This window comes from Streptosporangium sp. NBC_01810, from assembly GCF_035917355.1.
GTDB lineage: Bacteria > Actinomycetota > Actinomycetes > Streptosporangiales > Streptosporangiaceae > Streptosporangium.
In genome coordinates, this window is record NZ_CP109070.1 from 3,405,818 (window position 1) to 3,429,636 (window position 23,819).

Sequence of the window (23,819 nt, forward strand, 5' to 3'; positions counted from 1 at the left end):
GGAAGGACAAGATCGCAGGGTTAGGATCGTTGACATGCGCCAGATCGATTCCGACTTTCTCGCCCTGCCGCTGCGGCGGCTGGCGGACGCGGCCCTGCAGCGCGCCCGGGACCTGGGCGCCGAGCACGCCGACTTCCGGCTGGAACGCATCCGCGGAGAGACCATACGCCTGTCCGACGCCGCCCTTGAGGGCTCCATCGACGCCGACACCCTGGGTTATGCCGTGCGGGTCGTCAGGAACGGCACCTGGGGCTTCGCCGGGGGCATCGAGCTCACCCCCGAGGCGGCCGCCCGTGTCGCCGAGCAGGCGGTGGAGGTGGCGCTCGTCTCCGCGGCGATCAACCGCGAGCCCGTCGAACTGGCGCCCGAGCCGGTTCACTCCGACGTCACCTGGGTCTCCTCCTACGAACTCGACCCGTTCGAGGTGCCGATGCGTGACAAGGCGGCGCTGCTCGCCGACTGGTCACGCGGCCTGCTGGCAGATCCCAGGGTGGACCACGTCCAGGCGTCGCTGATGCAGGTCAAGGAGCAGAAGTTCTACGCCGACACGGCCGGGACCTCCACCACGCAGCAGCGGGTGCGCGTCCACCCCCAGTTGCAGGCGATGAGGGTGCTGGACGGCCGTTTCGACTCGATGCGGACGCTCGCCCCACCCGCGGGCCGGGGGCACGAGTACCTCACCGGCACCGGCTGGGACTTCCCCGGCGAGCTCGCGCGCGTTCCCGAACTCCTTGAGGAGAAGCTCAAGGCCCCCTCCGTCGAGGCCGGGCCGTACGACCTGGTGATCGATCCGTCGAACCTGTGGCTGACGATCCACGAGTCGGTCGGGCACGCCACCGAGCTCGACCGCGCCCTCGGCTACGAGGCGGCGTACGCCGGGACGAGCTTCGCCACCTTCGACCAGCTCGGCAAGCTGGTGTACGGCTCGCAGGTGATGAACGTGGTCGGCGACCGCACCGTCGAGCACGGCCTGGCCACGATCGGCTACGACGACGAGGGGGTTGCGACCAGGGAGTTCGACATCGTCTCCGGCGGCGTACTGGTCGGCTACCAGCTCGACCGGCGGATGGCACTGCTGAAGGGCCTGGGCGCCTCCAACGGCTGTGCCTTCGCCGACTCCCCCGGCAACACCCCGATCCAGCGCATGGCGAACGTGTCACTGCGACCGGCACCCGACGGCCCCACCACCGAGGAACTGATCTCCGGCGTCGACCGGGGCATCTACGTGGTGGGCGACAAGAGCTGGTCCATCGACATGCAGCGTTACAATTTCCAGTTCACCGGCCAGCGGTTTTATCTGATCAAGAACGGCAGGCTCGCCGGGCAGTTGCGCGACGTCGCCTACCAGGCCACGACCACCGACTTCTGGCGGTCGATGGCGGCGGTCGGCGGGCCGCAGACGTACGTGCTCGGCGGGGCGTTCAACTGCGGTAAGGGGCAACCTGGCCAGGTCGCCCCGGTCAGCCACGGCTGCCCGTCGGCGCTCTTCCGCGGCGTGCGCGTCCTCAACACCGCCCAGGAGAGTGGCAGTTGAGCGCGTACGGCGAGCGGACAGCAGAAGGCGGCGGCCGGGCGAGCCGGCAGGAGAGGAGTGGGATGAGCCCCCAGGAGATGATCGAGAAGGCTCTTGAGCTCTCCACGGCCGACGAGGTCGTTGTGATCGTGGACGAGGGGACGAGCGCCAACCTGCGCTTCGCGGGCAACACCCTCACCACCAACGGCGTGTCCCGCTCCTCGCAGCTCACCGTGATCTCGATCGTGGGCCGGGGTGTGGGCGTGGTGTCGCGGGCGGCGGTCCACCCCGACCAGCTCGACGACGTCGTGGCGGCCGCCGACCACGCCGCGGAGGACGCCCAGCCGTCCGAGGACGCCCGGCCGCTGCTGGAGGGCGCCCGCTCCAGCGACTGGGACGACCTCGCCGAGCCGACCTCGATAGGGGTGTTCGGCGCCTTCGCCCCCGCCCTGGGCGAGGCCTTCACCGCGGCCGAGGCGAGCGGGCGCAGGCTGTACGGGTTCGCCGAGCACACGGTCACGACGACCTTCGTGGGCACCTCCACGGGCACCAGGCTGCGGCACGCCCAGCCCACCGGCCGTCTGGAGCTCAACGCCAAGTCCTTGGACATGAAGCGCTCGGCGTGGATCGGCGTGTCCACCCGCGACTTCTCCGACATCGACGTGGCGGCTCTGGACGCCACGCTGGCCCGGCGACTCGAGTGGGCGAAGAACCGTGTCGACCTGCCCGCGGGCCGGTACGAGACGCTGCTGCCACCGACGGCCGTGTCCGACCTGATGATCTATCTGTACTGGACGGCCGGAGCCCGCGACGCCCTGGAGGGACGCACCGTCTTCTCCCGGCCCGGCGGCGGCACCCGCGTCGGCGAGACCCTCTCGGAGTCGCCGATCCGCCTGTACGGTGACCCCGCCGCGCCGGGCGTCGAGTGCCCGCCGTTCGTGGTGGCGCACGCCTCCAGCCGGGAGAACTCGGTGTTCGACAACGGGTTACCGCTGGCGGCCACCGACTGGATCTCCGACGGAAAGCTGGCCAACCTGCTGCAGACCCGGTACTCGGCCGAGCTGACCGGCCTGCCGGTGACCCCGGCCATCGACAACCTGATCATGCGGGGACCCGAGGGCGGCCGGTCACTGGAGGAGATGATCGCCTCCACCGAGCGTGGCCTGCTGCTCACCTGCCTGTGGTACATCCGCGAGGTCGACCCGCAGACGCTGCTGCTGACCGGCCTGACCCGCGACGGCGTCTACCTGGTGGAGAACGGCGAGGTCGTGGGCGAGGTGAACAACTTCCGCTTCAACGAGAGCCCGGTGGACCTGCTCCGCCGCCTCACCGAGGTCGGCGCCTCCGAGCAGACCCTGCCGCGCGAGTGGGGCGACTACTTCAACCGCGCGATCATGCCGGCGATCCGGGTGCCCGATTTCAACATGTCGACGGTCAGCCAGGCCAACTAGGCCCTGCCTGGCGGATCTTGCCGTGGCGAGGATCGATCGGACGGCGCCTCGCGGGGCGGAGGAGGGGGCCGCGCCACCGGGGCCACGCCGCAGACGGGCTCAGTCGCCCTCCAGACGGAATCCGACCTTCATCCCGATCTGGAAGTGACCGATCTCCCCCTCCTCGATGTGCCCTCTGATCTCGGTCACCTCGAACCAGTCGAGGTGACGCAGGGTCCGGGAGGCGCGGCGGACCCCGTTACGCACGGCGGCCTCGATGCTCTCACCCGAAGTGCCGACTATCTCGGTCACCCGATACGTTCGATCTGTCATCTCATGCTTCTTCCCGGAAAGCGATGATTACATGACCGTTCGCCACCAGCCGATATGAGGCCTAGATTGGTAATCGTGAGGGGATGGCACAAGCGCCCGGTAGTTCATCAGGTGACGGATGCCCAGCCCTCCCTGAGTGCCGACATCGGCAAGCGGGAGAAGAGCTACTTCATCAAGATGGGGATCCGGCTGATCTGCCTGATCCTCGCCTTCACCGTGCCCGCTCCGCTGCCCGTCCGACTACTGCTCTTCGCCGGTGCGATCTTTTTACCGTACATTGCCGTGATCGGGGCCAACGCGCCACCACGTGGGGCGACAGCAGCCCCTGACGTGGAAGATTCCAGACAGAGCGAGATTCCACGCCACCGACGCGAGATCGGGTCGTGACTAAGTCTTGACGCACTCTAAGGGTTGTAGGTGTACGCTTTAGCCAAGTGCCCTGGTCCCCCGTCGGGGCACTGGTGCCGGCGTTCCGGGCCCCCGTCGGAACGCCGATGAAGCGACGCCGGGTGGTTTGCCCCCGTAACCACCCGGCGTCGCCCTTTTCTCAAACTTTTACTTGTTTCCGCCTTTTCTCCGGCGTTATTTCTCGCCCTGTGTATCGGTTGTCTGCTCCCAGTTACGCGCCATCGCGGTCAGCCTTTCCACGATGTCCGGCGGCGCCGTGCCCGCCCCCAGGGCTATGCCGAGCAGATAGGCCGTCAGCGGCGCGGCCGGCCGGGCCACCCCGTGCGCGACCTCCTTTGTCAGGTCGAGCACCTCGTCACGGTCGACCGTCGCGGGATCGATGCCCAGTTCCCGGCAGACCAGCGCGGTCCACTCCGTCAGCACGTTCAACTCTCGCTCCTTCTCCGCGGTAGCGCCCGTCCCGGGCCTCCTCAGCCCGCGCCCTGGCCCGCTGCAGATCATCCATGGTGTCGCAATCGAACCACGGCTGCCCGGCGAGACGAAGCGTGACCGGGGCGAGCGGGGCCAGCAACCCGTGCAGCGACCGCCCCTCGTAGCGGGCGAGCGCCCGCACCAGACTCGCCGTATGCCAGGCTCCGGCGAGCCACTGCTCGCGACCGGCGTCGTCGACGAGCACCGCTCCCACCCGTGTCCCCTCGGCGTAGGGCGCCGTCCCCGGTCCCGCACCGGCCGCGTCCAGCAGCGCGGACACGTGCTCGGCGGTCAGGAACGGGAGGTCGGCGGCGAGCAGCACCACCCACGGCGCGGTCACCTCGGCCAGCCCCGCCCGCAACGCCGGAACGGGGCCGCCTCCGGGTGGATCCTCACGGCGGAAGATCGCGCGCGGCAGCCCGGGGCGGGGCGGCCCGACGACGACCAGCCTTCCCGCGCCGGGCACGGCGGCGGCCACCGACTCGACCAGCGGGCGGCCGGAAACGTGCAGGGCGGGCTTGTCCCGCCCGCCGAGCCGTCTCGCGAGACCGCCCGCCAGGACGCAGGCGTCGTGGCGGGCGGTCATCCGCCGATGGCGGACATAGGGCGGGAGGGCTGTAGGAAGGCGGGATCGTCGATGCCGTGACCGGCCTTCTTGATCCGGACCGCGGACCGCCAGCGCTCGACGATCTCGTCGTCGCTCGCCCCCGAGCGCATCGCGATCCTCAGGTCGGACTCGTCCGTGGCGAACAGGCAGTTGCGGATCTGGCCGTCGGCGGTGAGCCGCACCCGGTCGCACGCACCGCAGAACGGGCGGGTGACCGAGCCGATGACGCCGACCCTGGCCGGGCCGCCCTCGACGAGGAACAGCTCCGCCGGGGCGCTGCCACGTTCCACCGGGTCGTCGTCGGTCAGGTCGAAGGCGGCCTTGAGCCGGGCGAGGATCTCGTCAGCCGTGATCATGTTCTCCCGGCGCCAGCCGTGCTGGGCGTCCAGCGGCATCTGCTCGATGAACCGGAGCTCGTAACCTCGCTCCAGGCAGTAGCGCAGCAGCGGCACGGCTTCGTGGTCGTTGACCCCGCGCATCAGCACGGTGTTGACCTTGAGGGGGCGCAGTCCGGCGGTGTGAGCCGCCTCCAGGCCCTCAAGGACGTCGGCCAGCCGGTCGCGGTGCGCGAGCTTCTTGAAGGTCTCGCGGTCGAGGGTGTCAAGGGAGACGTTGACCCGGTGCAGGCCCGCGTCGGCCAACGCGGCGGCCGTCCGGCTCAGCCCGATCCCGTTGGTGGTCAGCGAGACCTGCGGGGTGGGGCTGAGCGCGGTGGTGCGGGCCACGATGTCGACCAGCTCTCGGCGGAGCAGTGGCTCGCCGCCGGTGTAGCGGACCTCGGTGATGCCCAGCCGCTCCACCCCGATGGCGACCAGCCGGACGATCTCGTCAGCGGTCAGCAGTTCGGGCTTGGGCAACCATTCCAGGCCCTCGGCCGGCATGCAGTAGGAACAGCGCAGGTTGCAACGGTCCGTGAGGGACACCCGCAGATCGGTCGCCACACGACCGAACGAATCCTGCAACACGGGGCGCCACCTCCCAGTCGGTCATCTATTGAGCAGGGGGCCAGCCTATGGCCGGCCCCCCACCCAGCCCTAAACGGGCCTTGACCACTCCAACATCATCACGGGATGGTTGATTCCTTGGGAGATCGTCAGATCTGTCAGGAATGATCTCAGCCCCTCACGGTCCCTGAGATCCCTGCGTCCTCACGTCCCTCGAAACGGCCCCGCACGCCCTGGTCGCAGACCGATCGCTCAGCCCTTGACGCAGACCAGCTGCCGCAGGTGCGCGACCACCTCGTGCCTCCATCGAAGTCAGGCGATTCAGATGGAATTGACGCCGACCGAGGGACACTAGCGCTACCCGAGCGGGAGCGGGGGAGGTACGGCGAGCAACCATGATCTACGGCGCCCGATAAAATGAGTGGGATCTCCTCTCAGAGGTGGGCAAACTGGATCTCGCAACAGAAGGAGACCATGATGCCGAACCAGCCCGCACCAAACCTGGTGTCGTGGGCCAGCGAGATCGACGAGGGTACGATCATGCAGGCCGCGCGAGCCGCCCGCCTGCCCATCGTCTCCGGACACGTCGCTCTCATGCCCGACGCGCACATCGGCATCGGCGCGACGGTCGGATCGGTGATCCCCACCGAAGGAGCGATCATCCCGGCCGCCGTCGGCGTCGACATCGGCTGCGGCATGGTCGCCACCGAGACAACCCTCACCGCCGCCGACCTCCCCGACACCCTCGACGCCCTGATGCCCCTGGTGGAGAAGCGAATTCCCGCCGGCGTCGGCAAGGGCCACGACGACCCGTCCATGGACCGCGCGCTGAGCGACCTCGGCCGCCCGCACACCGACCTGACCCCTCATCAGGAGAAGAAGGTGTCCCTGCAGTTCGGCACCCTCGGGTCCGGCAACCACTTCGTCGAGGTCTGCCTCGACGAGCGTGACCGGGTCTGGACGGTGTTGCACTCAGGCTCGCGCGGCATCGGCAACCTGCTCGCCACCAAGCACATCGTCGATGCCAAGAAGATGATGAAGAAGCAGGCCATCGGCCTGGAGGACCCGGACCTGGCCTACCTGGTGCAGGACACCCCGGAGTTCACCGCCTACATCGAGGACATGTTGTGGTCGCAGCACTACGCCATGGCCTCGCGCGCCCAGATGGACAAGGTGCTGAGCAACGCCCTGTTCCAGGTCGTCGGCAAGGGTCAGCGGCTCCGGACGATCAACTGCCATCACAACTTCACGCAGCAGGAGACGTACGACGGCAAGGACCTGTGGATCACCCGTAAGGGAGCCATCAAGGCCGACACCGGCGACGAGGGCGTGATCCCCGGCTCGATGGGGACGCGCTCATACATCGTGCGCGGGCTCGGCAACCCGATGTCGTACAACTCCTGCTCCCACGGAGCGGGCCGCAGGATGTCGCGCACCCGGGCGAAGCGGGAGCTGACGGCCGCGTCCCTGACCGAGGCGATGCGCGGCCGCACCTGGAACGCCAACCGCGCCGCCGCCCTGGTGGACGAGCACCCGCAGGCGTACAAGCCGATCGACCAGGTGATGGCGGACCAGAAGGACCTGGTCGCGATCCAGCACACTCTGCGCCAGGTGTTCAACTACAAGGGCTAAAATCGGACACGGGGCGTTCTGGCTAGTGGGCACTGTTGGGTCCAAATCAGTGACATCTCGCTTGTAAGGCGATCCGAGCAGGAGCACGGCCGGGGCCGATACCGGTCCTGACCTGGGCGTACGGTCCACGACCGTCCACCATTGTCCGTGGTCGTTGTCACCCAGTTAGTCACCCAGAACTCGCGTTCTCCGCAGGCTTCCGCGGCTCTCCCGCCCAGACGTCCCGCCCGTTGCTCCATAGCTCGGAGGCGTGGTAGCCGAACCGGTCGAACAGCCCGTCGTCCTGGTAGCGGCGCAGGTGCATCATGGGCGAGTCGTGGCCGACGAGCTTGGCCAGGTGCGGGGTCACGAGCATCTCCGAGTCGAAGCGGAAGACGCTCATCGCGATGTGCTCGTCTCCGAAGCGTGCCTCGATGCCGGGCACGTCCCGAACCTGCTCGATCTCCGAAAGGGTGATCCGGATGCGGGTGGAGACGGTCAGCGGAACGTTCTCCACCTCTTCGCGGCGGCGGGTGACCTCGCTGTCCGGGTCGCCGATCAGGAACCGGATCTTGCACCCCTGCTCGGCCTTGCGCTTGAGGACCTTGGCGAGGTTGGGGTGCTCCAGCCACAGGAAGTAGTTGGTGTACCCGGCGAAGACGATCTCGTTGCGAGCCGAGGTGATCAGGTTGCGCCAGATCGACTTGGGACACGCCGACCGGTACGGATAGACGGTCAGAACCTCTCGATCCGGGCCGGTCTTCACGGTGTTACGGATAGCCTCTGGCCACAACACGGACGTATCAACTCCTACTGCCTCAGCGGCGGCCAACTGGTGCCGGAGGTGCGGGACTCGCGCCTCATCCTGTAACCAACGTTCCACCGTCTTAACATCCACCTCGCAGCGGTCCGCCAGGTTCTGGTTGCTCAGTTTCGCATCGAGCATGGCGCGGCGTAAGGGGACGTTGGCCACGGTGCACCTCGGAGAGTGAGGACGTCAAGGACGTTTTAAACTCTAACTTCGAAACGTCCTGGACGTCTCTGGAACGCGGCGGGTTCGTCACTCAAATGGAATGACGCTTACTCCATGTCAACACCCGTGATTCCGGAAGACCTCCAGGCAGCATTTCCCGGATGGTGTATTTGGCGTAGTTCTGCGGGCCGTTTGTGGGCAACTCGGAATGGCCGGCACCTCACCGACGAAGAGATAAATCGGGGTCTCTACCGGACAATCGACGCCGACGACGTCACCGAACTCGCCCAGCAGCTCCGCGACCAGGAGGGGCTGGAGTCATGAGCGCCCTCGGCCGGAAAGGGCCGACTCAACGATGCCCGGCGGCCCTGGCTGCTGAGCGCCTGCGCATCGGCCTCGAACACTGCGGCGTCTCGGCCGATGTCCACGAGGGCCACGGCGTCGCCCTGGTCTCCGTCTGGACCGACCTCCTGGTCTGGACGGACGGGCTCGCCTACCGCTGGTGGACGGGGAAGACCTCGGTGAAGACGGGCCGCCGTCTGTACCGGGTCCACGGCGTGGACAGCCCGATCACCGTCGCCCACTCCGTCGCCCAACGGTACGAGGAACTCCTCAAAGCGGCCTACCGGTGTGGAGGCGTCGCGGAGCGCACGTCGTGACCCTGCTCGACGAGTGCCTGAGTCCGCATGTGGCAATGCCTCAGCGAGACCACATCCGACTGGACTGGCAGCAGCCCTACCCGACACTTGAGCGGGCGCGCTCGGTGACCTGGACCTGTCGGTGCCGTGCCACGGTCTACGAACTGTACGAGGGCGCCGGTCGGGCGTTCGTCCGGCGAACCATTCAACTCGACAGCGGCCACCAGGTCCAAGAGACCCTTCCCTGGCCAATCAATGAGGCTCGGGTGATCTGGACGGCGCTGCTGTCCGGAAGAGCCCGGTAAGACGGGCGCGGCGGCGTGGGATCTGGAGGGACCTGCGCCGCCACGCCTCCAGCAAACAGGAATACGACCGTCCGCTTTTCAGGCGGAACGATCACCCTGTTCCGCTCAACGAACACGAGGTCAGAGGGTGGTGGACGGCTGTCGCCGTGTGCTCGTGGTGACCGACGTTGTCGTCACCGTTGTCGTCAGCCCTCACGTTCCAGAACCGAGACCGGCCGAACACCCCTCCCAGGCATCAGCACAGGTTGCTCCCGCTGGGGCCAGAACTGACCTGCAAGAAGTAGTCATCGCTGTCCTTCTCTTCCGGCCTGTCGGAGTACCCCACCGACAGATAGACATTCCGGCTGTTGATGACCTTAGTGAGGCAGACCTGCGTTGCACTCTCCTCCTGCTTCGGCACCGGCGCCTACTTCCAGCCGTCCTTGATCGCAGCCTCGCGGTAGAAGGACGGCACATCGGCACGCGATGCTGAAAGCTGGTAGGACTGCTCGGCATACGCGAGCCGGTCATCGTCATTGCACCCCCCGAGACGTTTCCCGTCCGGCTTCGCCTCGACCGGACGGGCATCAAGGATGCTGAGCACTACAAGAGCCGAAGCAAGCCGCTTGTCATCGTCGGTACAACGGGGAAACGGCGAGCGGGGCATCAACAACAAGCCCAGGCGATCCACCACGAAACTGCCGGCCCCCAGGACGCCTACGACGGCGGCAGCAGCAAGGCCACCGACCACCAGCACCACGACAATCAGACGCTTCATGATCTAGAGCCTAGTGTCGGCCCCAATAGGCCCGATAGATTCGATCGCCTCCTACCAGACGTCTGACCCCCTCATCCCGCTCCCGGGAGCCGAGCGGCGGCCCACACCTCGGCCGGTGGGTCGGCCCGCCCGCTCTCATCGGATGGGGGTACGGATTCCCATGGCCCAGGCCGCCCGAGAACCCGGATTCAGAACCGCGCGGTCACCACCGTCGGCGGGGAACAGGCGCTAGACCGCCCCGGAGGTGCCGAAGGGGCGGCGGGTCAGGCTCCGGTGGACCATTTCGGTGAGGGTCACGATGTCGAAGACCGGTATGCCAAGGTGTGCCTGGATCTGGTGGGCGTAGGGCACCACGTCGGTGCATTCGATGACGAGCGCCCCCATGTCGGGGTTCTCCTTCGCCAGCTGTTCGACCCGGCCCAGCACCTCGCGGCCCAGGCGATCGGCGTCGAGGTCTGGGCGCCGGGCTTCGAGCATGACCTCACGGAACTCCGGCTGGTCCTCCAAGCCGGCGACGCAGACCGGGACCTGCTCGGCGCCGACGGCCGCCAGGTGGCGCCGGGTGAGGGAGGGCTTCCTGGCGACCAGCAGCCCGACCTTCTGGTCCGAGCGGATCATGCGGTGCACCATGGGCAGCTGGATCAGGCTTGAGGCGTGCAGCGGGACGTTGACCGCGTCGGCCAGCTGCCTTTGGAAGATGACGAGAAAGCCGCAGGCGCCGGTGATGGCGGCCGCGCCTCGCGCTTCGAGCTCCCGCGCGGCCTGGATGAACGGGTCGAGCAGGCGCGGGTCGGCCTGGGTCACCACGCGTTCGGCGGTCGCACCGTCCACGACCCGGTAGATGACGGGGAAGTCGAAGGTGGCCCGGTTGCGGATGTGCCCCGGGACCTTGGTGAAGTTGGTGTCGCAGCACAGGACGCCGATCGCGACGTCGCGCTCCGTTTCCGCTCCGGTGACCATGGCGCTTCTCTCCCGTCGGATGTTGCGGTCGTGTCGTCTGGTGCCGGGACCCGTGCCGGTCCCGGCGCGAGGTCCGGTGTCCCTTCGCCGGAGGCGGGGGCGGGGGGCGGGGGGCGGGACGCGCCCCGGTGCGAAGGCCGGGGGCACCTCTCATGGCCCGGGACGCGGGCGGAGGCGGCGAGGGGGCCCGCCACCGTAGCGGCCGGGGCGCAGCGGGGTGAGGTCCATCTCGGGTCGTTCTCCGGCGACGAGCTGGGCGATCAGCCTGCCGCTGACCGGTGCGAGGCCCATGCCGATGTGGCCGTGACCGCACGCGACGGAGAGGTTGCGGTAGGGGGCGGCACGCCCCAGGAAGGGGAGGCCGTCCGGGCTGCAGGGACGAAACCCGCTCCAGGTTTCGAGGGTCTCGGTGCTCTCCATCTTCGGGAGGTACACCTGGACGGTTCGCAGGATGCCGTCCACCCGGCGGCGGGAGATCGCGGTGTCCATGCCTGACAGCTCCAGGGTTCCGCCGAAGCGGAGACGGTCGCCGAGCGGTACGAGCGCGACCTTCCCCTCGCCCAGCAGCACCGGCAGCCGGGGCGCGTTGCCCGGTGCCTTGACCGTGACGGAGTAGCCCTTGGCGGGCTGGAGCTTGAGCCCGATGTCCAGCTCGCGGGCGCATTCCGCCGACCAGGTCCCGGCGGCGATGACCGTCTCGCGAGGGCTGAAGTCCCCGTGGACCGTCCTGACCCGCTTGACCTCGGCTCCCGCGACCTCGAAACCGACGACCTCGGCGTGCTCGTGGATCTCCACGCCCATGTCGCCGAGCGTCCGGGCGAGTTCGCTGACGAAGTCGGGGACACGCAGGTAGGCGCCCTCCTCGTTGTACAGGGCACCGTGGATGTCGAACTCGGCGTCCGGTTCGAGCGCGCGCAGTTCCCCCGGGCCGAGGACGCGCAGCGGCACGCCGCTCGCGACCGTTCCCGGCACCGTCCGGCAGGCCTTCTCGAATCCCTGCCGTGTCCGGTACACGAGCAGCATGCCCTGGGCTGTGAAGGTGGAGGCGAGGCCGTCCGACGTGCAGAGCTCGCGGAGGATCCCGAGGCTCCGCTTCTTCATGTCGACCAGTACCTGGAAACCGGCCTTCGCGTCGCGCTCGTTACAGGCACGGCGAAAGTGCCAGAGCCACGACAACAGCTCGGGGTCCGGGCGCGGTCTGATGTAGAAGGGACTTTCCGGGTTCAGCAGCCAGCGCAGTCCCTGGGCCATCACGCCGGGCTCGGCGAGGGGAAGCGCGCCCTGCGTGCCGACGAAGCCGGTGTTCCCATACGAACAGGACTGGAGGCCGCCGACCGGCCCGCGTTCCACGACGGTCACGCTGTTGCCCGCGCGGCGCAGGTAGTAGGCGCAGAACAGGCCGACGACGCCGCCGCCGATGACGAGGACGTCAGGGTCGTACCGGAGGGGGGCCGGGTTCGGGGAGGGCATCGTCGGCATCTGCTGTCCTTTACGGCGCGATCACGGGGGCGCGGCTACAGGGTCACGATGAAGAAGTTGGTCAGCAGGTTGATCACGACCCGCTCGTAGATCTCGGCCATGAGCGCGATGCCGGGCTCGGCGAAGGTCCCCGGCGGCGGCTCGGCGAAGCGGATCACCGAGCGTCCCGCGTCGAACAGCTGGGCGCCGTGCCCGAAGTCGCCGACGATGGCGGTTCCCGGATCGACCAGGCGCGTCCGCACGATGAAGACGCCGTTCTGCTCCAGGTCGTCCATCAGGCGGCCCTGCCCCATGAACCTGTAGTAGTCGGCGGGATTGATGATGAGGCCGTCGGCGGTGCCTCCCATCTGCTCCGCCTCGTTGCACGCCGCGAGGATCGTCGAGCCGAACGGCCCCTTCGAGGTCATCCGGATGACCCCCGGGATGTTCAGCAGCCCGCCCCTGCCTCGGATGATCGTGTGGTTCTCGGCCGTGCCGAGACGGACGATCAGCCGGTAGTTGACGAACGACTCGAAGGTCTCGGGGTCCTCCCACAGGTCCGGCGGGACCTGCACCCACGCGGTGGTGGGGTAGAGCTCGGGGATCGGCGACCGGTGGAAGCGGTTGGCCGCCTCGCGCCTCAGGTCGGCCTCGGTGACCTGGGGGTCGCCGGGAAGGGGCGGGCTCTCGTGCCAGTAGAACCGCCGGGGGTCCCTGGAGAGGTCGACGACCTTGAGCATGTTGCGCGCCGGGTAGCGCGGCTTGCGCCGCGAACTCGTCAGCGAGTCGGTGATCGTCACGTCGTACTCGACGGAGGCTTCGAGTCCCTTGGCGGCACAGGCCTCGACGAACAGCCGGCCCGGCGACATCTGCCTCTTCCGCTCGGCGACGACTTCCGCCATCGTCGACTTCATGCCTTCTGTGCGCTGCATGGCTTCCTCGCTACTGGTGGTCCGGCACTAGGGCGTGGCGTTGCCGGGCTTGCGGGTGACGAACATCCCCCAGCCGAACTCGCCGTCGTCGATGGCGATCTGGATCTCCGCGCAGGACTCGGAGAAGGCCAGCATCCAGTCGCGGGCCGAGGCGTCCGGCGTCGCCTCGGCCCGCTCGCGGGCGGTCCTGCCCAGCACGCGGTAGGTCTGCCGGATGTGGCTCTCCAGGTTGCGGGCGAGGAGGATCTCGAACCCGGCCTCTTCCAGGGCGGCCTGGTAGCCGACGAAGGAGTAGCCGCCGTTCCACCTCACCCGGTCGTAGACGTGCTTGCGGGCGCGCTCGCCGATCTCCTTCTTGGGCTGGAGGAAGTCGGAGAAGGCGAAGATGCCCCCGGGCCGCAGGACGCGATGGATTTCGAGGTGACTGCGCGGCTTGTCCGGCACGAGGCAGAGCGCGTCCTGGCTGACGACATGGCTGAAGGTGCCGGTCTCGTACGGCATCCGGGTGACCGAGCCCTGGCGGAACTCGATGTCGAGCCCGTTCTCGGCGGTCAGGGCCTCCCGTGCGAACCTGACGCGCTCGGCGCTCAGGTCGAGTCCCCCGCAGCGGCAGCCGAACCGCCTGGCGAGGTGGATCGGGAAGTTGCCGCAGCCGCAGCCGACGTCGAGCACGAACGACGAACCGTCGATTCCGGCGTCCGCCGCCAGGATGTCGGACGTCCGCTCGGCGGCGGCCCGGTAGTCGTCGTCGGCGGCGTCCGCGAAGTAGCCGGTGTGCAGGACTCCGTCACCGTCCCAGAAGCTCAGGTAGGTCTGGAGGGTCTGGTCGAAGAAGTCGCCGACGTCCCTCTCGGTGTAGGTGTGGCCGGTCGTTGACATCACGGGGTCCTTCCTTCGGCGGAGCTGGCCTGGGTCGTCATGTGTAGGTGTCCTTGCGCGCGGATGTGAGGTGCGCCGGTTCCGGCCCCACCACGCTGGCGCCGCCGTCGATCAGGTGGAGCGCGCCGGTGACGAACGAGGCCCGCTCTCCGGCGAGGAAGGCCGCGACGGCGGCGAACTCGGCCGGGTCCCCGACGCGACCCAGGGCGTTGTGCCGGCCCATGGCACGCAGCCGGGCTTCGGCGTCGCCGTCCTCGGCCAGCTTCGCCGCCGCCCGCTCCACCGGCGGGGTACGGGTCGTGCCGGGTGCCAGCACATTGACGGTGATGCCGTCGCGGCCGACTTCGGAGGCCAGGGACTGGGCGAAGCGCACGATGGCGGCGCGGGTCACCCCGGAGAGCGCCAGCTGGGCTATGGGGACGCTTGCCGTCTCCGAGGCCACGAAGAGCAACCGGCCCCACCGGGCGGCCTTCAGGTGCGGCAGCGCCGCGAGAGCCAGGGTCAGCGCCGGGGAGAGCACCTTGTCGATGGCCGCCTGGTACTCGGCCTGCTCGAACTGCGAGGCGGTGCCGATCGGCGGGCTGCCGCCGCTGACGAGCACGATGTGCAGGACGCCGAAGTCGGCGGCGACCTCGTCGACCCAGCGGCGCGCCGCCTCCCCGTCCGTGACGTCGACGCTCGTGGCGTGGACCCGGCCGCGCGCCACCTCCTTGAGGCCGCGTTCGGCCTCCGCGAGCCGGTCGCGGTCGCGTGCGCCGATCGCGACATGCGCGCCCTCCCTGGCCAGCTCCATGGCGGCGGCGAGGCCGAGGCCGCTGGATCCGCCGGCGACGAGCGCGACCTTGTTCTCAAGCCCCAGTTCCAAACGCCCTCCTCCTTGCCGTACGGGCTGTTCGACATCCGGCTCCTAGCGCTCCCCGGTCGCCCGCGGCGGCGCGGTGCCGGCCCGCCGTGAACCGGTGGGAGGCGTGCCGCCATAGCGGTAGCCATAACGCCGGAACAGCGGCCATGACAGCGTCGCCGCGGCCAGCCTGGCGGGCAGCGGCAGATCGGTTCGCCAGGAGTCGTCCCGGTCCCGGATGATGGTGGTGCCGGTGTGGAAGCGATCGGGATTGCCGGTGACCGTGTGGTTGGTACGAAGCTCGATCGTCTGGCCCCGCATCGGGTTGGCGGCCGAGTCCTCGCCGCAGAGCCGCAGCAGCGCGTCGATCGTTCTCGCCGGGTCGGCGATGAACTCCTCATAGCGCAGGAACATCGATCGGTCCCGATGACGGCGGACGATCGCCTGCGAGGCCACGTTGAAACCGTGCCAGTAGGCCGTGCTCTTCCTGGACGACATGACGTAGCAGTACTGCTTCTCCCGGCTCCACGACTGGGCGACCGCCCTGGGGTCGCGTACGAGATGGACGTAGTACGGCGTCACCCCGTCGAGGTGCGGCAGCAGGGCCGCCTCACCGGGGATCTTGGTGGTGTCCACCAGGACCCGGGCGCCGGTCAGCTCGGCGACGGCGTGGTAGGTCCGCGTCATCAGGGCGGCGTGCTCGCGGATCTCCTCGGAGTGCAGCCCCCGGTCGAGCACGCGCCAGGTGTGCCTCGTCCGTACGCAGGCCAGCTGGCGGCGGATGACGGCGTCCGCGTGGGCCTGCGCGGAGACCCCGGCCGGCCGGCCGAGCGGGAGGATCCTCGACCAGATGTGGCATTCGGTCAGCGGCCTGCCGCAGCCGCACGAGCTGTTCGCTCCCCTGCCCGCCGCGTTCTTCCACAGGAAGTGCAGTTCCCCGACGTGGAAGACCTCCTGGACCTCGTTGAGGATGTTGCCGATGATGGTGCTGCCGTTGCGGCACCATCCGGTGATACAGAGGATCTTGAGAGGTGTCTTCGAGAGGTTGGATCCGTTGATGACGTACTCCTGACTCAACTCACGGCCGCCGGGCTGCGGACACAGAGCGCCACGGCCACGGCCGACATCGCGCAGACGGCGCCGACGACGAACACCGCGGGGTAGCCGAAACCGGCGGCGACCACTCCGATCAGCGGCCCCCAGACGGCCAGGCCCAGATCCCAGAAGGAGGTGTAGGCACCGATCGCGGCCCCCTGCCTCGACGGGTCGGTGCGGTCCATCACCATCAGGGCGAGCGACGGGTGCAGCAGCGAGAACCCGGCCCCCATGACCAGGCTGCCGAACACGGCGACGGGCAGGTTCGGCGCCAGGGCGATGATCGCGAGGCCGGTGGCCTCGCCGATGCCGGACCAGACGGCGACCCTGCGCGGCCCGAGCCGGTCCGGTAGGTGGCCGATGAACAACCTGGTGCCGGCGTAGACGGCGCTGAAGCCGCTGAGCACCACGACGCCCGACTGGACGCCGCGGGCCTGGAGGTGCAGCACGACGAAGGCGGCGAGGCCCGCGTACCCCGCGGCGGCGAGCCCGAGGGCCAGCCCCGGCAGCAGCACCGGGCGTGGCAGCAGGGTGTGCCCGCCGCTCTGCCGCACCTCGCCCGGCCGCCCCGCGCGTGCGGGGGCGGGAACCGCGCCGATCAGCAGGAGGGCGACCAGCGCGGCGGCGGCACTGAAGCCCCACACCGCGCCGTAACCGAAGTTCAGCAGCAGCGCGCCGAGGAAGGTCCCCACCGAGATCCCGCCCCACATGCTGACGCCGTAGAGCCCGATCAGCTGTCCGCGGCGGTCGTGCGGCGCGAGCGAGACGACCCAGACGGCGCCCGCGGTGAAGAGCGACGCCTCGCCGACGCCGGCCAGCAGGCGGACGGCGACCAGGCCGCTCAGGCCGAGCGGCAGAAAGTAGAGCAGCCCGCCGACGGCGATGATCAGCGCGCCCGCCCACATGACGAGGCGATGGCCGTACCGGTCGGCCAGGTGGCCGGAGACGGGCCGCACCAGCAGGGCCGTGAGCGCCGTCGCCATGACCACCAGCCCGACGGCGAAATCGCCGGCGCCGAAGCTCTCCCTGACGAAGCCCGGCAGCACCGGGATCGCCGCGGTGAGGCCCAGGTAACCGCAGAAGAGTCCGCCGAAGACCCCGGCGAGGGCGAGACGCGGCATCGCGCTCTTCTCCGTGGGGGCTTCCATCGCTACTGCCCGACGGGCGCGGTGCCGGCCAGTCCGGTGACCGGATCCGCCGGCCGGGCGGAACCCTGGTCGACGGAGGCGTACCCGTCGACCAGGGGGGGTCGCGGGTGGCGATCCGGCGCGACGGCCGCCGCCACCTTGCGGACCGCCCTGATCAGGTGGTCGCAGTCCTGCGCCGAGAGGTTGGAGGACAGCGGGATGTCGACCGCCTGTTCCAGGTATCGCGTGGTGTTCGGCAGCAACGCCTTGATCTCCTCGACGCCCCTGGTGCCGAACACGAATCGCCAGTTCCAGAAGACCCGCACGTTGGTGTCCTCGTCGGAGCCGAGGTTGCGCGCGTCGATGCCCTCGCAGCAGAGCGCGCGGGCGAACCATTTCGCGTCCACGCCGGGAACGCGGAAGATGAACGCCTCGCCCAGATAGGCGCCGGGGTCCACGGGCTGGCGGATCGCGATCTGGGGGAGGTCGGAAAGGGCCGAGGCCACGTAGGCGTAGTTGCCGCGGAAGCGTTCCAGGCGCATCGGCAGCCGGGTCATCTCGGCGCGCAGCAGGGCCGCGCGGATCTCGTCCATGCGGAAGCTGAACAGCGGCAGGTCGAGATCGGTGGCGATCGGTGGCTCGCCGTCCGGGAAGTGCCGCCGGAAGCGTCCCTCGTACGCGCCGGAGAGCACGACGGCGCGGGCGAAGAGCACGCTGTCGTCGGTGGCCAGGAAGCCGCCCTCGCCGCAGTTGAGCGACTTGTCGGACTGGGTGCTGAAGGCGCCCGCGAGGCCGAAGGTACCGAGTTTTCTGCCTTTCAGTTCCGCGCCGAGGGCCGGGACCGCGTCCTCGAACACCGGCACGCCCATGTCGGCGGCGAAGCGCGTCACCGCCTCCATGTCGGCGGCGAAACCGCGCATGTGGACCACCAGGATTCCCTTGATCTCGGGTGTCCAGCGGCGACGGAGATCGTCGACGTCCATGTGGAGGTTCTCGTCCACCTCCACCAGGACGGGCGTGCATCCGGCGAGCACGATGGCGCTGGGGGTGGCCACGAAGGTGAAGCCGGGACAGGCGATCAGCGAGCCCGGCGGGATCCCCGCCGCCATGATGGCGAGCGCGAGCGCGGTGGTGCCGCTGGACACGGCCAGCGCGTGTTTGCTGCCGAAGTAGCGGCACAGTTCCTCCTCGAACTTGCCGCACTCGGTGTCCTGCTGGGATCGGTAGTCGTAGCGGAAGTAGAGATGGCTGCGGATGGCGCGTAACGCCGCTTCCTCGTCCTCGGAATGGACGAAGACGGCGCCCTTGTCGTAGGTCGGCCAGGGCGTGCGCCGGACGGGGTCGCCGCCGTTCACGGCGAGCCGCGGGTCCTCGCTCCGTCCGGTCTCCGGCAACGGCCGTACCGGCGCCGGACCCTCCTTATTTCTGTTCACCGTCGAGCTCCTTGTTACTGGCTGGCTGGTTTTCTCGTCGATGTTTTCCGGGCAGGCGTGATAACCACCGCCGGCGCGGTGGTGGTGGCGTCGAAGGTGGCGGCGGTGAACTTGTCCGTCGCTCCCCCGCTGCGGCCGCAGGGCTGGAGCGAACCGGAAACTGCGCTGGTGGTCGTCCGGGAAACTACGGGAGCCGATTCTTCCGAGGGTCCGTCCGGCGAGTCCGAGTGGCTTATTGATCACATTGTCGGCCAAGGAAAATCTTTTGAATGTTCCCTAAATGTCCGGAGGGTGTCAATGGGGGAAATGCCATGAGACCGATAATGACGAATTGACCTTGGGGCAGAAAAACCCACAAAACCTATAATAAAACTCGAAAATCAGGAATGAATGTCACCGCCGACCGGAGGTGTTTCCCATTTCCACTCCCGGCCGACGCTCGACACCCCGATTTCGGCCGACACCTTACCAATGTTTGGGAAAAAACTTTCCGGGCGGCGGAAATGATGCCGCAGCACTTTCCGTGCAACCGAATCAATATCCACCGCTCATCCGAAAGGCTTTCCGGGCGACGCGGTCACCCCTCCCTCATCGGGTGGTAGCACGGGCATGAAGGCGAGCGCGGCGGGAAACTCCGGGAACTCACGGGCCCGCGCGGAGAGCATCGTCCGCATCCACTGCCGCAGCGTGTCACGGCCCGCGTCGGTGGGCTGGTAGACGGTCCGCTCGGGCCGGTTCTCCTCGCGCGAGGTCTCGCGGACCGCGATGAGCCCGTCGCGGAGCAGCCGGTCGATGGTCTGGTAGACGCTGTTGCGCTGCGCGACGTTGACGACGTCGTCCTTGCGCCGCTCCTTTGGAACACCTACGACTTCCCGACCGTGCCGAAGTGGTTCAACGAGCGCATGGTGATCCTGGGCGACGCCGCGCACGCGACCTCACCCTCGTCGGGCCAGGGGGCGTCCATGGCGATCGAGGACGCGGTGGTGCTGGCCGAATGCCTGCGCGACATCCCCGGCACCCGCGACGCGTTCGCCGCCTTCGAGGCAGTGCGGCGAGAGCGGGTGGAACGGATCGTGGAGCAGGGCAGACGCAACGGGAGCGGCAGGCGACCGGCAGGGTCAGGACGCGGTGATGGCGGTGCCGCGGGCGAGGAGCAGGACGACGGCGACCGCGGCGACGGCGACCGCCACGGCGAAGGGAACGCGCGGCGAGTTTCGGCCCAGCGCCACCCCGCAGGCGGTGAAGGCCCCGGCCACCGCCAGTGCCGCCCACCCCTCCGCGCCCGGCGACCCCGTGGGGCCGAAGACGAGCAGGGCGGTCGCGGCCAGCAGCGGCAGCGGGATCAGGACGCGGACGCGGGCGACACCGAGCCGCTGCGGCCAGCCCCGGACCCCACCGGCGAGGTCCGCGGGGACGTCGGGAAGCACGTTGGCCAGGTGCGCCCCGCAGCCGAGCAGCGCCGCGGCCAGGACCGCCCACCAGGCGGGCCACGGATGTCCCGGCAGGCCCAGGGTCACGAACCCGGGAAGCGAGCCGAAGCCCACCACGTACGGCAGCCAGGAGAGCGCGGTCGCCTTGAGTCCGAGGTCGTAGGCCCAGGCCGCGGCGACGCCGACGAGGTGGACCGCACCTGCCGCCGGCCCCGAGGCCAGGGAGAGCGGCACGCAGAGCGCCAGCGCCGTGATCGCGGCGACCCACACCGTGCGGACGTTCACCGCGCCACCGGCGACGGGCTTGCCGGTGCGGCCCGCGGCGGCGTCCCGCGCCGCGTCCACCGCGTCGTTGCACCAGCCGATCGAGAGCTGCCCGGTCAGCACCGCAGCGGCCACCAGGACGCACCCGGCCGCGTCGCGCCCGCTCAGCGCGGCCAGCGCGGTCACCAGGACGGTGACCGCCGCGCTCGGCCCGGGGTGGCAGGCCAGCGGCAACCCCCGCGCGGCCCTGAGCACCGGCCCTGTCCCCGGGCACGTCGGCCGGCTCGTCGTCACTGATCGATCGTAGGCCGAGGCGCCTGGGAAAGCAGGTACCGAACATCTCAAAAAAGCGGACACCACTACAAGAAACAGACAGCGTTACGAGGTGAGTTGCCCCGAGAAGTGAATACCAAGGCTGTTGCAACGCATGCCACAGACCCAGCTGGGCAAAAGGCAGGTGTCCGCTGTTCGCGAGCCGGGGGTCTGTCCTATGACGCGAATCATCGCTGTCCGCGGCGCGCTCCCGCCGAACCGGCACTCCCAGGCAGAGATCACCGAGGCGTTCGCACGGGCGTGCCTGCCCGAGGGCGCCAACCGCCGGCTGCTCGACCGGCTGCACGCCTCCGCGCGGGTGGAGTCACGACACCTGACGCTACCGCTCGAGCAGTACGCCAAGCTGGACGGTTTCGGGGCGGCCAACGACACCTTCGTGGAGATGGCGGTGGAGCTGGGCACCGAGGCACTGGGCGGCGCGCTGGAGGAGGCCGGAGTCCTCCCCGAGGACGTGGACATGATCCTCTTCACCTCGGTGACCGGCGTCGCGACGCCCTCGGTGGACGCCAGGGTGGCCGGACGGCTCGGGCTGCGCCAGGACGTCAAGCGAATACCGATCTTCGGTCTGGGCTGCGTCGCGGGGGCGGCCGGGATCGCCCGCCTCCACGACTACCTGCACGGCTGGCCCGAGCAGCTGGCGGTGCTGCTCTCGGTCGAGCTGTGCTCCCTCACCCTGCAGCGCGGTGACACCTCCATCGCCAACATGGTGGCGAGCGCCCTGTTCGGGGACGGGGCGACGGCCGTGGTGGCCCGCGGTGACGAGTGGCGCCCCCGGCGTACCGGCTCGCCCGCGACCGCCCGGCCCGGTGGGGCGAGTGGCGCGTCCGCGACGACGCGGCCCGCAGGACCCGCGGGGTCCTCTCCGGCGGCAGGCGCTCCCGCGACCCCCTGGCCCGCGGGCCCCGCAGGCTCCTCTCCCTCGACCGGCGCGCCCGCGACGCACCACCGGCTCTGCGAACCGGCGGCTCCGGCGGTGGTGGCCTCGCGCAGCCGTCTGTATCCCGGCTCCGAGCACGTGATGGGCTGGCACGTCGGCGACACCGGCTTCCGTGTGGTGCTCGACGCGAGTGTCCCCGAGGTGGTGCGCACTCATCTGGCCGACGACGTGCACGACTTCCTCGCCGACCACGACCTGAGCAGCGAGGACGTGACGGCGTGGGTCTGCCACCCGGGCGGCCCGAAGGTCCTGGAGGCGGTGGCGGAGACGCTGCGGCTTCCCGAGGACGCGCTGGACCTCACCTGGCGCTCGCTCGCCGCGATCGGAAACCTTTCCTCCTCCTCGGTCCTGCACGTCCTGCGGGACACGCTCGCCCTGCGGCCACCACCGCCGGGCACGCCGGGACTTCTGCTGGCGATGGGGCCGGGCTTCTGTTCCGAACTCGTACTGCTGCGCTGGTAGGAGCCCGATGTCCTGGCATCTGTCGTCCTGGTACCTGCTGCTTCTGCTGCTCGTCGGCCTTGAGCGCGTCGCCGAACTGGTCGTCGCCCGCCGCAACGCGCGCTGGAGCACGGCGCGCGGCGGGGTGACGTACGGGCGGGGCCACTACCCGTGGATGGTCGCCCTGCACACCGGGTTGCTGGCCGGGTGCCTGCTGGAGGCGGGCCTGGCCGACCGGCCCTTCGAGCCCGCGCTCGGCTGGCCGATGCTCGCCCTGGTGGTCGCCGCGCAGGGGCTGCGCTGGTGGTGCGTGGTCTCGCTGGGCCCGCAGTGGAACACCCAGGTGATTGTGGTGCCGGGCCTGCCGCTGGTGGAGCGGGGGCCCTACCGGCTGCGCCTGCTCCGCCACCCCAACTACGTGGCGGTGGCCGTCGAGGGGGCGGCGTTGCCGCTGGTGTACGGCGCGTGGGTCACCGCGCTGGCGTTCACGGTGCTCAACGCCGCGCTGATGACGGTGCGGATCCACTGCGAGGAGGACGCACTGGCCTCGCTCGTCACGGCGCCTTCGGCCGGCGCGCCGGCGGCCACCGTGACCCCGACTCACCCGGCGTCGGACAACGCGTCGCCGACCGTCACGCCGGTGGCCGACGCACCGCCCTCCGCCGGGCGGGCGCCGGCGTGATCGACGTCCTGATCGCGGGCGGGGGACCGGCCGGGCTGGCCACGGCCATCCACGCCGCCCTGGCCGGGATGGAGGCCGTCGTCGTCGAGCCCAGGGCCGTACCGGTGGACAAGGCGTGCGGCGAGGGGCTGATGCCCACCGGGGTCGCGGCCCTGCGGTCGCTGGGGGTACGGGTCGAGGGCAGGCCGCTGCGCGGCATCCGCTATCTGGACGGCCGCCACGAGGCACAGGCGGCGTTCCGCGACGGATCCGGCCTGGGCATACGACGGACCGCGCTGCACACCGCGCTGTCCAGGCGGGCGCGGGAGCTGGGCGTGGAGATCGTCCCCGGCAAGGTGGACGGCGTGCGGCAGGACTGCCGTCTCATCGAGGCGGCGGGGATGCGAGCCCGCTGGCTGGTGGCCGCGGACGGCCTGCACTCCCCGCTGCGCACCCTGCTCGGGTTGGAACTGCCCTGCCGCGGGCCGCGTAGGTACGGGCTTCGACGGCACTACCCGGTCGCACCGTGGACGGACTTCGTCGAGGTCCACTGGGCGGCGGACGGAGAGGCGTACGTGACGCCGGTGGGCGAGAACCTGGTGGGCGTCGCCGTGCTGAGCTCGCGACGGCGCGGCTATCCCGAGCACCTGGCGGACTTCCCCGCACTCCTGGAGCGGCTGGAGGGACCGGCTGCGACCCCGGTGCGCGGGGCGGGGCCACTGCGCCAGCGGGTCCGCGCCCGGGTGGCGGGTCGAGTGCTGCTGGTCGGCGACGCGGCCGGCTACGTCGACGCGCTCACCGGGGAGGGGGTGTCGCTCGCGCTGACGTCCGCGCGGCTGCTGGTCGACTGCCTGAGGGCCGGCGCCCCCGAGGCGTACGAGGCCGCCTGGCTGCGGCTGTCGCGACGGCACCGGCTGCTCACCGGGGCGCTGGTGGGCAGCCGCCGTTACCGGGCAGCCGGGCGGCTGATCGTCCCGGCCGCCCGGCGGATGCCCGCCCTGTTCGGCGCGGCGGTCCATGCCCTGGCCTGACCCGGCG

25 protein-coding genes and 1 pseudogene are annotated in these 23,819 nt (G+C 69.7%); 9 read left to right on the forward strand and 17 right to left on the reverse strand.

Features of this window, described 5'->3' with window-relative positions; genetic code table 11:
* The first annotated feature begins 34 nt into the window (after positions 1–34).
* Positions 35–1,534: a TldD/PmbA family protein gene (locus OIE13_RS15305; protein ID WP_326639140.1), complete on the forward strand. Its 1,500-nt coding sequence runs from the start codon at positions 35–37 to the stop codon at positions 1,532–1,534.
* A gap of 62 nt (positions 1,535–1,596) precedes the next feature.
* On the forward strand, positions 1,597–2,964 hold the full coding sequence (locus tag OIE13_RS15310; protein ID WP_326639139.1) for a metallopeptidase TldD-related protein: 1,368 nt from the start codon (positions 1,597–1,599) through the stop codon (positions 2,962–2,964).
* Between the two features lie 99 nt (positions 2,965–3,063).
* On the opposite strand, the gene OIE13_RS15315 is transcribed toward OIE13_RS15310, so the two are convergent.
* The gene (locus tag OIE13_RS15315; RefSeq protein WP_326639138.1) at positions 3,064–3,276 is read right to left on the reverse strand and encodes a dodecin; all 213 of its coding nucleotides are present in this window, start codon (positions 3,274–3,276) and stop codon (positions 3,064–3,066) included.
* A gap of 75 nt (positions 3,277–3,351) precedes the next feature.
* On the opposite strand from OIE13_RS15315, the gene OIE13_RS15320 reads away from it, so the two are divergent.
* The gene (locus OIE13_RS15320) at positions 3,352–3,663 is read left to right on the forward strand and encodes a DUF3099 domain-containing protein (RefSeq protein WP_326639137.1); all 312 of its coding nucleotides are present in this window, start codon (positions 3,352–3,354) and stop codon (positions 3,661–3,663) included.
* 195 nt (positions 3,664–3,858) lie between these two features.
* Here the strand turns inward: OIE13_RS15320 and OIE13_RS15325 are convergent, their stop codons facing one another.
* From OIE13_RS15325 to moaA, 3 genes are read right to left on the reverse strand one after another with little or no spacing between them, the layout of a single operon-like run.
* A complete protein-coding gene (locus tag OIE13_RS15325; RefSeq protein ID WP_326647059.1) occupies positions 3,859–4,107 on the reverse strand; it encodes a DUF6457 domain-containing protein in 249 nt (82 codons plus the stop codon).
* Positions 4,040–4,741 carry a molybdenum cofactor guanylyltransferase gene (gene mobA / locus OIE13_RS15330; protein WP_326639136.1) on the reverse strand — a complete coding sequence of 234 codons (702 nt, stop codon included), beginning with the start codon at positions 4,739–4,741 and terminating at the stop codon, positions 4,040–4,042. Before mobA ends, OIE13_RS15325 begins: the two co-directional genes overlap by 68 nt.
* A complete protein-coding gene (moaA, locus tag OIE13_RS15335; protein ID WP_326639135.1) occupies positions 4,738–5,727 on the reverse strand; it encodes a GTP 3',8-cyclase MoaA in 990 nt (329 codons plus the stop codon). Before moaA ends, mobA begins: the two co-directional genes overlap by 4 nt.
* 453 nt (positions 5,728–6,180) lie before the next feature.
* Between moaA and OIE13_RS15340 the strand changes: the two genes are divergently transcribed.
* A complete protein-coding gene (locus OIE13_RS15340; protein ID WP_326639134.1) occupies positions 6,181–7,338 on the forward strand; it encodes an RtcB family protein in 1,158 nt (385 codons plus the stop codon).
* Between the two features lie 169 nt (positions 7,339–7,507).
* On the opposite strand, the gene OIE13_RS15345 is transcribed toward OIE13_RS15340, so the two are convergent.
* The gene (locus OIE13_RS15345; RefSeq protein WP_326639133.1) at positions 7,508–8,083 is read right to left on the reverse strand and encodes a DUF5919 domain-containing protein; all 576 of its coding nucleotides are present in this window, start codon (positions 8,081–8,083) and stop codon (positions 7,508–7,510) included.
* A 527-nt stretch (positions 8,084–8,610) separates the two neighbouring features.
* Here OIE13_RS15345 and OIE13_RS15350 point away from each other — a divergent pair.
* Positions 8,611–8,949, forward strand: a complete 339-nt coding sequence (locus tag OIE13_RS15350) for a hypothetical protein (RefSeq protein WP_326639132.1) — start codon at positions 8,611–8,613, stop codon at positions 8,947–8,949.
* Positions 8,950–9,639: 690 nt separating this feature from the next.
* On the opposite strand, the gene OIE13_RS15355 is transcribed toward OIE13_RS15350, so the two are convergent.
* The 11 genes from OIE13_RS15355 to OIE13_RS15405 all read right to left on the reverse strand — a co-directional run bounded on the left by OIE13_RS15355 (position 9,640) and on the right by OIE13_RS15405 (position 19,644).
* Positions 9,640–9,990: a hypothetical protein gene (locus tag OIE13_RS15355; RefSeq protein WP_326639131.1), complete on the reverse strand. Its 351-nt coding sequence runs from the start codon at positions 9,988–9,990 to the stop codon at positions 9,640–9,642.
* 228 nt (positions 9,991–10,218) lie between these two features.
* Positions 10,219–10,950 (reverse strand): aspartate/glutamate racemase family protein, encoded by a 732-nt coding sequence (locus OIE13_RS15360; RefSeq protein WP_326639130.1) that lies wholly within the window; start codon positions 10,948–10,950, stop codon positions 10,219–10,221.
* A 150-nt stretch (positions 10,951–11,100) separates the two neighbouring features.
* Positions 11,101–12,429: an NAD(P)/FAD-dependent oxidoreductase gene (locus OIE13_RS15365; protein WP_326830158.1), complete on the reverse strand. Its 1,329-nt coding sequence runs from the start codon at positions 12,427–12,429 to the stop codon at positions 11,101–11,103.
* Between the two features lie 35 nt (positions 12,430–12,464).
* Positions 12,465–13,340: a family 3 encapsulin nanocompartment shell protein gene (locus OIE13_RS15370; RefSeq protein ID WP_326639128.1), complete on the reverse strand. Its 876-nt coding sequence runs from the start codon at positions 13,338–13,340 to the stop codon at positions 12,465–12,467.
* 27 nt (positions 13,341–13,367) lie between these two features.
* Positions 13,368–14,219 (reverse strand): class I SAM-dependent methyltransferase, encoded by an 852-nt coding sequence (locus OIE13_RS15375; RefSeq protein WP_326639126.1) that lies wholly within the window; start codon positions 14,217–14,219, stop codon positions 13,368–13,370.
* A 37-nt stretch (positions 14,220–14,256) separates the two neighbouring features.
* Positions 14,257–15,084, reverse strand: a complete 828-nt coding sequence (locus tag OIE13_RS15380) for an SDR family oxidoreductase (RefSeq protein WP_326639124.1) — start codon at positions 15,082–15,084, stop codon at positions 14,257–14,259.
* A 42-nt stretch (positions 15,085–15,126) separates the two neighbouring features.
* Positions 15,127–16,137, reverse strand: coding sequence for a sulfotransferase (locus OIE13_RS15385; protein WP_326639121.1), 1,011 nt, complete (start codon positions 16,135–16,137; stop codon positions 15,127–15,129).
* A complete protein-coding gene (locus OIE13_RS15390; RefSeq protein WP_326639119.1) occupies positions 16,134–17,303 on the reverse strand; it encodes an MFS transporter in 1,170 nt (389 codons plus the stop codon). The genes OIE13_RS15385 and OIE13_RS15390 overlap by 4 nt, the downstream gene beginning before the upstream one ends.
* 2 nt (positions 17,304–17,305) lie before the next feature.
* The gene (locus tag OIE13_RS15395) at positions 17,306–18,715 is read right to left on the reverse strand and encodes a DegT/DnrJ/EryC1/StrS family aminotransferase (RefSeq protein ID WP_326639117.1); all 1,410 of its coding nucleotides are present in this window, start codon (positions 18,713–18,715) and stop codon (positions 17,306–17,308) included.
* A 380-nt stretch (positions 18,716–19,095) separates the two neighbouring features.
* Positions 19,096–19,260: a hypothetical protein gene (locus OIE13_RS15400; protein WP_326830159.1), complete on the reverse strand. Its 165-nt coding sequence runs from the start codon at positions 19,258–19,260 to the stop codon at positions 19,096–19,098.
* Positions 19,261–19,263: 3 nt separating this feature from the next.
* A complete protein-coding gene (locus tag OIE13_RS15405; protein WP_326639115.1) occupies positions 19,264–19,644 on the reverse strand; it encodes a PadR family transcriptional regulator in 381 nt (126 codons plus the stop codon).
* Between OIE13_RS15405 and OIE13_RS15410 the strand changes: the two are divergent.
* Positions 19,618–19,731: pseudogene (locus tag OIE13_RS15410) on the forward strand (FAD-dependent monooxygenase); the annotation flags it as partial. The gene OIE13_RS15405 and the pseudogene OIE13_RS15410 sit on opposite strands and share 27 nt — an antisense overlap.
* 102 nt (positions 19,732–19,833) lie before the next feature.
* On the opposite strand, the gene OIE13_RS15415 reads toward OIE13_RS15410, so the two are convergent.
* Positions 19,834–20,703, reverse strand: a complete 870-nt coding sequence (locus tag OIE13_RS15415; RefSeq protein WP_326830160.1) for a UbiA family prenyltransferase — start codon at positions 20,701–20,703, stop codon at positions 19,834–19,836.
* Positions 20,704–20,899: 196 nt separating this feature from the next.
* Between OIE13_RS15415 and OIE13_RS15420 the strand changes: the two genes are divergently transcribed.
* The 3 genes from OIE13_RS15420 to OIE13_RS15430 are packed head-to-tail and all read left to right on the forward strand — an operon-like array spanning position 20,900 to position 23,812.
* Positions 20,900–22,141 (forward strand): type III polyketide synthase, encoded by a 1,242-nt coding sequence (locus OIE13_RS15420; protein ID WP_326639111.1) that lies wholly within the window; start codon positions 20,900–20,902, stop codon positions 22,139–22,141.
* Between the two features lie 7 nt (positions 22,142–22,148).
* Complete coding sequence (locus OIE13_RS15425; protein WP_326830161.1) at positions 22,149–22,802, forward strand: isoprenylcysteine carboxyl methyltransferase family protein; 654 nt, start codon at positions 22,149–22,151, stop codon at positions 22,800–22,802.
* Entirely contained in the window at positions 22,799–23,812 is a 1,014-nt protein-coding gene (locus OIE13_RS15430) for an NAD(P)/FAD-dependent oxidoreductase (protein ID WP_326639107.1), read from the forward strand. Before OIE13_RS15425 ends, OIE13_RS15430 begins: the two co-directional genes overlap by 4 nt.
* Positions 23,813–23,819: the final 7 nt, after the last annotated feature.